Origin of the sequence: Accumulibacter sp. (genome assembly GCF_032229525.1) — a bacterium.
Lineage (GTDB): Bacteria > Pseudomonadota > Gammaproteobacteria > Burkholderiales > Rhodocyclaceae > Accumulibacter.
Window position 1 is genome coordinate 1 of record NZ_JAVTWB010000173.1, and the last position, 6,942, is coordinate 6,942.

A 6,942-nucleotide genomic window follows, 5' to 3' on the forward strand; every position below is an offset into this window, starting at 1 on the left:
GAGCAGTGGCGCCTGTTCAGGCAGACGGGCGTCACTCACCTGATGTCGATCTCCGGCCTCCACGTGACCATGGTCGCCGCGCTCTTCGCGGCGCTGGTCGGCTGGCTGTGGCGGCGCAGCACGCGGCTGATGCTCGCTCTGCCCGCAGCGAAAGCGGCGATTGCCGCCGGCTGGCTGGCCGCTCTTGGCTACTCCTTGCTCGCCGGCTTCGCCGTGCCGACGCAGCGCACGCTGTACATGCTGAGCGTGGTGGCGCTGGCCTTGTGGTCGGGTCGCAACCTCGGCGCCAGTCGCAGCCTCTTGCTGGCCTTGCTGCTGGTGCTGCTGATCGATCCCTGGGCGGTGCTGTCGCCGGGTTTCTGGCTTTCTTTCGCCGCCGTGGGGGTGCTCTTCTTCGTCGGCACGGCCCGGCTCGGCGTCCCCCGTGGCTGGCGTGCGGCGCTTGCCCGCTGGGGAGCGACGCAGTGGGCGGTGACCATCGGCACCTTGCCACTGCTGTTGCTGCTGTTCCAGCAGTTCTCGCTGGTCTCGCCGCTGGCCAATGCGCTGGCCATTCCGGTGGTCAGTTTCCTGATCACGCCGCTGGCGCTGCTGTTTGCGGTCGTTCCCTGGCCGCCGCTGCTACACCTCGACCACTGGCTGTTGTCGCTGCTGATGGCGTTCCTGGAATGGCTCGCGCGCTGGCCGCTCTGGCAACAGCCGGCGCCGCCGCTGGCGGCGACACTGCTGGCCCTGCTCGGGGTGGCCTGGTTGCTGCTGCCGCGCGGTTTTCCGGCGCGCTGGCTGGGTCTGTGCCTGCTGTTGCCGGCGTTGTTCTGGCCGGCGGCGCGGCCGCCACCCGGCGCTGCCTGGGTTGACGTCCTCGATGTCGGCCAGGGGCTGGCGGTGGTCGTACGCACGGCCGAACACACCTTGCTCTACGACACCGGGCCGCTGTACAGCGCCGAGTCGGATGCCGGGCAGCGCATCGTCGTCCCCTATCTGCGCGCCACCGGTGTCGAGCACATCGATACGCTGATCGTCACTCATCGCGACAAGGATCATTCCGGCGGGCTGGTGGCGGTTCAGGAGGCATTGCCGATCGCCCGAACCCTGAGTTCGCTGCCGGAACTGCCGGGCGAACGCTGCCTCGCCGGTCAACACTGGGAGTGGGACGGTGTGCGCTTCACCATCCTGCACCCGCAGACGGCTGATTACGCGCGCCAGAACGCGCGGAGCAACAACATGAGTTGCGTGCTGCGCGTCGAAAATACTGTCGCTAGCGTCCTGCTGACTTCCGATATCGAGGCCGGCGCCGAGCAGGCACTGCTCGCCCGGAGCCCGGCCCTGCTTGCCAGTGATGCGCTGCTGGCGCCGCATCACGGCAGCGGCACGTCGTCTACCCCCGCCTTCATCGCGGCGGTAGGCGCTCGCGAGGTGATCTTCCCGGTCGGCTACCGCAACCGCTTCCGCCATCCGCGGCCCGACGTCGTCGAACGCTATGCCGGCAGCCGGCTCTGGCGCAGCGATGTCGACGGTGCCATCCGCGTCACCCTGGCAGATGGAATCGCGCTCTCTTCGTATCGGGCGGAATATCGTCGCTACTGGCAGGGAGAGTGAAGCGCTGGCGGTCGACTTCAGTGCAGGGGGCTGGTGAGCGGAAAGCGCCACGCTGGCGTCACTGCAGAAAATGGTCAGCCGCCGGGAGTGAATTGCCGATGGCGTTTGCGCGTCGCTGCCTACCCTTGCCACTGGTGCCGATAGCGCTCGGCATTGGCCTCGATCCACGCCAGGGCGCGGAGGTCCCTCTCCTGCGAGGGAAAGCGTTCTACATGCGCTTGGAGTACCGCCAGTTGCTGGTTGAGAAATTCCGTCTCCGAGAGACTCGGTTTCGAGAAGGTGGGTAGCAGACTGCGAAAGAAGCGAAGTGCGGGGTGATCGAGAAGATTCATGCTGTTCTCTCCTTGAAGAGAGCGTCTCTGGCGGGGGCCTGGCTGATACCTTGGCAACGGCCATCTCGGCGCTTTTCTTGAGGCGGTTTCTGAGCCGACTTACACGAGTTCCATCCCAGCGAAATTCACAAGAGACTTTAACTGTATGAGCTAATACCATGTAAGTTAGGGCTATTGTTCTCCATGTGCTGGGGGTGCTGTCAATAGCAAATAGCAGCTGATACGGCTTTGTCGTGGTCAATGATGCAAATCTGACACACCCCGAAGCGCCGCGACGGCCGTGGTGGCGATCCGCGCACGTGCCGTTCTGCACTTTGCTCCGCGTGTCGGTCGCTCTGTCGCCGCGTTGCGGGCTCTCTTTCGCCGACGGCGGCGGCTTCTCTCCGCCCTTGCTTCGTGCCGCCTGTTGCAGGCCGGCTGGTGACCCTGGCTGGTTTCGACCTGGGGGCAGGCCATGTGCTAAAGTCTGCACCGTTCCGGCGCAGCGACTGGTCAGCCAGGCCGCCTGAAGCAACAACTACGGGTTGCCCCGGGCTGCCGCGGGTTGCCGGCAGCGCGCCGAGGCGCTCGCCGACAACTGGCCTGACCTTGGGGTTGGCCGCAACGATCGTTCGCCGACCGCGCCGCGTGGCGAAACAACATCGAACTTGCAGGGAGATTTACCAGATGAGCGTTCGCGCTGACCTTTCGCGTTGGCTGGCCGGCGAGGAGCCAGGATTCGTTGAACGCGACGTGCGCTGTGCTTCGCCTGCCGGCTTGCATCGCATGGCCTACACGCAATGGGGTGACCCGGACAATCCGAACGTTCTGGTTTGCGTACACGGATTGACGCGCAATGGACGCGACTTCGATGATCTGGCGCGGGCGATGGCCGCCGAGTATCGGGTGATTTGCCCGGATGTGGTCGGGCGCGGGCGCAGCGACTGGCTGCGCGACCCGTCGAGCTACGTTTTTCCGCAGTATGTGGCCGACCTGATGGTGCTGCTGGCCCGTCTTGATGTCGAGTCGGTGCACTGGCTTGGCACCTCGATGGGTGGTGTGATCGGCATGTGGATCGCCAGCCAGGAAGACTCGCCGATTGGCCGCCTGGTGCTCAACGATGTCGGCCCGCTGATTCCGGTAGCGTCCCTGCAACTGATCGGCGAGTACGTCGGTCGGGCGCCGAAATTCGAAACCTATGAAGATGCCGAAAAGTATGTTCGCCTGGTCAGCGAGCCTTTCGGCCGCCTGACCGACGCCCAGTGGCGACATCTCACCGAGTTCAGCTTGCAGCATGCGGCCGATGGGCGCCTCGAAATGCGCTACGACCCGGCGATTGGCGACCCGTTCCGGCACGAGTTGAGTGCCGGCGACGTCAATCTCTGGCCAATCTATGACAGCATTCGCTGCCCGACACTGGTGGTGCGCGGCGCCGACTCGGCGGTGCTGACGCGTGACACGCTGCAGGAAATGGCGACCCGCGGGCCGCGCCCCCAGACGGCAGAAATTCCCGGTGCCGGGCACGCACCGATGTTTCTCGACGAGAGCCAGATCGCCGTGGTGCGCGATTTCCTGTTGATCGCCTGAGCGTGGTTTTCGTCGAAGTCGACGGGCAGCAACTCGAATACCTCCTGATTCCGGCGCAGCGCACCGATCGTCCGACCCTGGTCTTTCTCCACGAGGGCCTGGGCAGCGTCGCCTTGTGGCGAGACTTTCCGGCGCAGGTGGCCCAGGCGACCGGTTGTCGGACGCTGATCTGGTCGCGCCTCGGTCATGGCTACTCGGCTCCGCTGCTCGTGCCGCGAAGCCCTCGTTACCTGCATGAGGAAGCGCAGCAACGCCTGCCGCCCTTGCTGGCCGCCCTGGCCATCGAACGGCCGGTGCTGATCGGTCACAGCGATGGCGGCTCGATTGCCCTGATCTATGCCGCCGCGCTACCCGAGCGGGTGGCCGGGGTGGTCGTCCTTGCACCGCATGAGTTCGTCGAAGAAAAAGCGCTCGATGGCATCGCGCGTGCCGGCCAGTCCTACGTCAACAGCGACTGGCCGCAAAGGCTGGGCCGCTACCACCGTGACCCGAATTCGGTCTTCCGGGCTTGGCACGATATCTGGCTGGCGCCGGAATTCCGCTCCTGGGACATCACCGCTTGCTTGCCGGCGATTGCCTGTCCGCTACTGGCGATTCAGGGCGAAGACGACGAGTTCGCGACGATGCGGCAGATCGAGTGCATTGCCGAAGCGGTCACCGACGTCGACCTGCTGCGGCTCGCCGACTGCCGTCATTCGCCGCATCGTGATCAGCCGCAGGCGGTTGTCGAGGCGATCGTCCGCTTCGTGGACCGGCTGGCCATGGAGGCGCACGCCTGAGTCGTTCGTCGACCGCCCGGACCTGTCGCCGCCGGGTGCGCGCCCAGGAGCGCTGAAGACTCCTGGGCCCCCGCTTTAGCCGCCGATGACACCGCAAGCGACGCGGGCACCACCACCACCAAGGGCGGCCGGGTGGTCCGAGTGATTGTCGCCGCCCGCATGGATCATCAGCGAACGACCCGCCACGTCGGCAAGCTTCAAGCGTGGCGCCAGCACAGGGCTGGTGGCGCTACCGTCGGCAGCGACGTAGAGCGGTGGCAGATCGCCGAGATGCCCGTCACCCCACGGTTCGCCGTGTTTCTTGGTCCCTTGCGGATCCAGATGCCCGCCGGCAGCCAACGCCGCGACCGGCGCGCCGTCTTTTTCCGCTGGCGCGCACGATGGGTTCTGGTGCACATGAAAGCCGTGCAGGCCAGGCGGCAAGCCCTTGAGATCGGGATAGAAAGCCAGGCCGTACTGGGTTTCAAGCATGCGGACCGTGCCCACGGAAGGCCCGACACCTTTGCTGTCGGCGCCGTTGACGGTAACGGTCGTCTCTGCGGCGATGGCCAAAGCAGGCAACAGGAGACACGCTGCGACGGCTACGGATCGTTTCATGGCTTACTCCTTGAGTGGAAAAGTGCTGCGCCTGGGCGTTCAACGTTTGTCGGCCCCGCGACAGAAGGATGTCCGCCCAGCACCAGCGTGATTCGACGGGATTGAAGTCCCCGGGGGGCATACTGACATGAATTGATCAGTACGCGACAATGATCTCGGGTCCGGAAGGAGGACGAGGACGAGGAGGGCGCGCCGCGCCGTCGTCCACGGTTTCGTTTAAGCGCCCCTTAAGTCCGCCACTGCAACATCGCCAGCCCATGGTTTTGGCAGAGGTATCGGGGTGACACGGGTTCAACGCGCGCTGCGGCACTATTACGTCGTTCTGTTCGTCCTGCTGTGCCTGCTTTTGGTGCAGTACTGGCAATTCATCGAGGCCGCTCAGCCGAGCGTCTTCCTGTTCGCGGCACTGTCGTCGCTGGTCTATGCGACGGTGTTCCTGTTGCCGGTCATGCTGATCGGCCAACTGCTGGAGTTTATCGTGCGCCCGCGTGGGCAAGCCGTTCCGCGATGGAAGTTGGCGCTGGTCTATGGCAGCGTCTGGCTGGTCAGTCTCGTCGTCGTGCTGCTGGTGTTCATCGATCTGCAACTGTTCAAGCTCTACGAATACCACATCAATGCCTTCGTCTGGAATCTGGTGACGACGCCAGGTGGTCTGGCGGCGCTCGGCGCGACCGACCAGACGACCTACAGCATTGCCGGGATAGTCGTTCTGGCGGCGCTCTCGCTGGGCCTGGTCCTGCTCTTCGTGCACTGGCGCAGCGGTCGGCCGGGCAGGGAGAAGCATCCCTCGCGCGGCATGGCGCCGGCGCTCGCCGCTCTGCTGCTGATGACTTTTTTCGTCACCGAGGGTGTCTATGCCTTCAGCGCCTACACCGGCGAGGAGTCCTACCTGCAGGCGGCCTCGGTCCTGCCCTTCCGTCTGAACACCAGCGCGACGGGGTTATTGCGCCGGCTGGGCGTGGCGCAGGCAGAAAAATCAAACGCCCTGAAGCTCGCCAAAGGAAAGGTCAACTATCCCTTGCAGCCGATTACCACCGAAGCGCGCGAGCGGTACCCGAACATCATCTGGCTGACCGCTGAATCGTTCCGCTGGGATCTGTTCAACGAGGAGGTGACGCCGAATCTCTGGGCCTTCGCCAAGAAATCGATGAGCTTCAAGCGTCACTACAGCGGCGGCAACCGTACGCGCATGGGTCTGTTTTCGATGTTCTACGGTTTGCATGCGCCCTACTGGTACAGCTTCGAGGCACAGCGAGTGCGCCCGGTGCTGATCGACCTGCTGATCGATAAGGGCTACCTCTTTTCACTGCGCACCAGTCAGAGCTTCACCTATCCGGAGCTTGACCATACCGTTTTCAGCGACATGCCGAAAGGCACCGTGATGCAGGCCTTGCAGGAGGGTGCGCCGTGGCAGCGGGACCAGCAAAACGTCGATGATATCCTCGCCGATCTCGCCCACCCGTCGGGCGCGAAGCCGCGTTTCATGTTCATGTTCTTCGAAGCGACGCACGCGCCCTACACCTTCCCGGAGTCGGCGGTAATCCGGCCGGATTACCTGAAAGAAGTCAATTACGCCAAGCTCGACCTGCTGAAGAATGCTGACGCGATCCACCAACGCTATGTCAACGCAGCGCATTTCGTCGATGCCCAGGTCGGGCGAATCCTCGACACCCTCGAAGCCAACAAGATGCTCGACAACACCATCGTCCTGTTTACCGGCGACCACGGCGAGGAGTTCATGGAGAACGGCCACTGGGGGCACGGCCACGGCAACTATTTTCCCGAGCAGCAGATCAGGGTGCCTCTGGTTCTGCACATTCCCGGTTATCCGGCGCAGGCGTTCGAACACGTGACCTCGCACCTGCAGATTCCACTGACGCTGATGAGTTACCTCGGGGTGACCACGCCGGCAGCGGCCTACACCACGGCCGGGGATCTCTTCCAGAGCGAGGATTTCCTGGCCCTGGGCAATTACAACTACATGGGGATCAAGAAGGGTGACACCAAAGTCGTCTTCCCCTTCACCGGCAGCGAGTTCTTCCGCTACGACGTCTACGACGCGAGCGACA

The 6,942-nt window shown here is 64.1% G+C and carries 6 protein-coding genes; 4 read left to right on the forward strand and 2 right to left on the reverse strand.

Annotated elements, in window-relative coordinates; genetic code table 11:
• Positions 1 to 1,599, forward strand: a 1,599-nt coding sequence (locus RUW20_RS13255; protein ID WP_313952708.1) for a DNA internalization-related competence protein ComEC/Rec2, incomplete at its 5' end; no start/stop codon positions are given.
• A 119-nt stretch (positions 1,600 to 1,718) separates the two neighbouring features.
• Here RUW20_RS13255 and RUW20_RS13260 read toward each other — a convergent pair.
• Entirely contained in the window at positions 1,719 to 1,931 is a 213-nt protein-coding gene (locus tag RUW20_RS13260; protein ID WP_313952710.1) for a hypothetical protein, read from the reverse strand.
• 666 nt (positions 1,932 to 2,597) lie between these two features.
• Here RUW20_RS13260 and RUW20_RS13265 point away from each other — a divergent pair.
• Positions 2,598 to 3,497 carry an alpha/beta hydrolase gene (locus tag RUW20_RS13265; RefSeq protein WP_313952711.1) on the forward strand — a complete coding sequence of 300 codons (900 nt, stop codon included), beginning with the start codon at positions 2,598 to 2,600 and terminating at the stop codon, positions 3,495 to 3,497.
• A 2-nt stretch (positions 3,498 to 3,499) separates the two neighbouring features.
• Positions 3,500 to 4,276: an alpha/beta hydrolase gene (locus RUW20_RS13270; protein ID WP_313952712.1), complete on the forward strand. Its 777-nt coding sequence runs from the start codon at positions 3,500 to 3,502 to the stop codon at positions 4,274 to 4,276.
• Between the two features lie 75 nt (positions 4,277 to 4,351).
• On the opposite strand, the gene sodC is transcribed toward RUW20_RS13270, so the two are convergent.
• Entirely contained in the window at positions 4,352 to 4,873 is a 522-nt protein-coding gene (gene sodC, locus RUW20_RS13275; protein WP_313952713.1) for a superoxide dismutase [Cu-Zn] SodC, read from the reverse strand.
• Positions 4,874 to 5,153: 280 nt separating this feature from the next.
• Between sodC and RUW20_RS13280 the strand changes: the two genes are divergently transcribed.
• Positions 5,154 to 6,942: sulfatase-like hydrolase/transferase (locus RUW20_RS13280; RefSeq protein ID WP_313952714.1), on the forward strand; the 1,789-nt coding region annotated here is incomplete at its 3' end.